Origin of the sequence: Mesorhizobium sp. B3-2-1 (assembly GCF_006439515.1) — a bacterium.
Classification (GTDB): domain Bacteria; phylum Pseudomonadota; class Alphaproteobacteria; order Rhizobiales; family Rhizobiaceae; genus Mesorhizobium.
Window position 1 is genome coordinate 1 of record NZ_VFTI01000065.1, and the last position, 2,984, is coordinate 2,984.

At 69.6% G+C, this 2,984-nt stretch carries 1 protein-coding gene; it reads right to left on the minus strand.

Features of this window, described 5'->3' with window-relative positions:
- Positions 1-2,984, minus strand: a 2,984-nt coding sequence (locus FJW08_RS32635) for a hypothetical protein (RefSeq protein ID WP_181183115.1), incomplete at both ends; no start/stop codon positions are given.

A 2,984-nucleotide genomic window follows, 5' to 3' on the forward strand; every position in this document is an offset into this window, starting at 1 on the left:
GTGGCGCCTGTGTCGCCGGTCGCGCCTGTGGCACCCGTCGAACCTGTGGCGCCGGTATCGCCGGTTGCTCCGGTCGAGCCAGTTGCACCCGTATCACCGGTCGCGCCTGTGGCGCCCGTTGCTCCGGTCGCACCCGTGGCGCCGGTATCGCCAGTGGCGCCGGTTGCTCCGGTCGAACCGGTTGCGCCCGTGTCGCCGGTCGCACCCGTGGCCCCGGTTGCTCCGGTCGAACCTGTGGCGCCCGTGTCGCCAGTTGCACCTGTGGCGCCGGTTGCTCCGGTCGAACCCGTGGCACCCGTATCACCGGTCGAACCCGTGGCACCGGTATCGCCAGTCGCACCTGTGGCGCCGGTTGCTCCAGTCGAACCCGTTGCGCCTGTATTGCCGGTCGCGCCTGTGGCACCAGTTGAGCCGGTATCGCCAGTTGCACCAGTAGCTCCTGTGGCGCCCGTGGCCCCGGTTGCGCCAGTCGAGCCGGTGGCACCCGTATCACCGGTCGCGCCTGTGGCTCCGGTTGCTCCGGTCGAACCGGTCGCACCGGTATCACCGGTCGCACCTGTGGCCCCGGTTGCTCCGGTCGAGCCCGTAGAGCCTGTTTCGCCTGTTGCTCCTGTTGCTCCTGTGGCTCCGGTTGCTCCGGTCGAACCCGTGGCGCCCGTATCGCCGGTCGCACCTGTGGCTCCGGTTGCGCCAGTGGCGCCAGTCGATCCGGTTGCGCCCGTATCACCGGTCGCGCCTGTGGCTCCGGTTGCCCCAGTTGAGCCCGTAGAGCCTGTTTCGCCTGTGGCGCCGGTTGCTCCCGTCGATCCGGTTGCGCCTGTTGCTCCCGTCGATCCGGTTGCGCCGGTATCACCGGTCGCGCCTGTGGCGCCGGTTGCACCGGTCGACCCAGTTGCACCCGTATCGCCAGTCGCACCCGTGGCTCCGGTTGCCCCAGTCGAGCCCGTGGAGCCTGTTTCGCCAGTTGCGCCTGTGGCTCCGGTTGCTCCGGTCGAACCCGTGGCGCCCGTATCACCAGTCGCACCAGTAGCCCCGGTTGCGCCGGTATCGCCGGTCGCACCTGTGGCTCCGGTTGCTCCAGTCGAACCTGTCGCTCCGGTATCGCCGGTTGCTCCCGTCGAGCCGGTTGCGCCAGTGGCTCCGGTTGCTCCAGTTGAGCCCGTGGAGCCTGTTTCGCCAGTTGCTCCTGTGGCTCCGGTTGCTCCGGTCGAACCTGTGGCGCCGGTATCGCCGGTCGCACCTGTGGCTCCGGTTGCGCCAGTCGAGCCCGTGGCGCCGGTATCGCCGGTTGCGCCAGTGGCCCCGGTTGCACCGGTCGAACCCGTGGCACCGGTATCGCCGGTTGCGCCTGTGGCCCCGGTTGCTCCAGTCGAACCCGTAGCGCCAGTATCACCGGTCGCGCCGGTGGCACCTGTGGCTCCAGTCGAGCCAGTCGCTCCGGTATCGCCGGTCGCACCTGTGGCTCCAGTCGAACCTGTGGCGCCGGTATCGCCGGTTGCTCCGGTCGAGCCGGTTGCGCCAGTATCACCGGTCGCGCCTGTGGCTCCAGTCGAACCTGTGGCGCCGGTTGCACCGGTCGACCCAGTTGCACCCGTATCGCCAGTCGCACCAGTCGATCCGGTTGCGCCTGTATCGCCGGTCGCACCAGTCGAACCCGTGGCACCCGTATCGCCGGTGGCACCGGTTGCTCCGGTCGAGCCAGTTGCGCCCGTGTCGCCAGTTGCACCAGTAGATCCTGTAGCCCCGGTCGAACCCGTGGCGCCTGTATCGCCAGTCGCGCCTGTGGCTCCGGTTGCTCCGGTCGAACCCGTGGCGCCCGTATCGCCGGTCGCACCTGTGGCACCTGTCGCTCCAGTCGACCCCGTGGCGCCGGTATCGCCGGTTGAGCCTGTGGCTCCGGTTGCTCCCGTCGAACCCGTGGCTCCGGTCGAGCCCGTGGCACCCGTATCGCCGGTTGCACCTGTGGCTCCGGTTGCTCCAGTCGAACCCGTGGCACCGGTATCGCCTGTGGCACCAGTAGATCCTGTAGCGCCGGTTGATCCGGTCGCGCCTGTATCGCCAGTCGCACCGGTTGCTCCAGTCGAGCCTGTCGCGCCGGTATCACCGGTCGCGCCTGTGGCGCCGGTTGCACCGGTCGACCCAGTTGCACCCGTATCGCCAGTCGCACCAGTCGATCCGGTTGCGCCCGTATCACCGGTCGCACCCGTGGCTCCGGTAGCCCCAGTTGAGCCCGTAGAGCCTGTTTCGCCAGTTGCTCCTGTGGCTCCGGTTGCTCCGGTCGAACCCGTGGCGCCTGTATCGCCGGTTGATCCGGTCGCGCCTGTATCGCCAGTCGCACCGGTTGCACCGGTCGAACCTGTCGCGCCCGTATCACCGGTCGCGCCTGTGGCTCCGGTTGCTCCGGTCGAACCCGTGGCACCGGTATCGCCGGTCGCACCTGTGGCTCCAGTCGAACCCGTGGCGCCCGTGTCGCCGGTCGCGCCTGTGGCGCCGGTTGCACCGGTCGACCCAGTTGCACCCGTATCGCCAGTGGCGCCAGTCGATCCGGTTGTGCCCGTGTCGCCGGTCGCGCCTGTGGCTCCAGTTGCTCCGGTCGCACCTGTGGCGCCGGTATCGCCGGTCGAACCTGTGGCGCCGGTTGCTCCAGTCGAACCTGTGGCGCCGGTGTCGCCGGTCGCGCCTGTGGCACCGGTTGCTCCGGTTGAGCCCGTGGCGCCCGTATCACCGGTCGCACCCGTAGCTCCGGTTGTGCCGGTCGCGCCTGTTGCTCCGGTCGAGCCCGTGGCACCCGTATCACCGGTCGCACCTGTGGCTCCGGTTGCTCCCGTCGAGCCGGTTGCGCCAGTATCACCAGTCGCGCCTGTGGCCCCGGTCGAACCCGTGGCACCCGTATCACCGGTCGAACCTGTGGCGCCCGTTGCTCCGGTCGCGCCAGTTGCACCTGTATCACCGGTCGCGCCTGTGGCGCCGGTTGCACCGGTCGA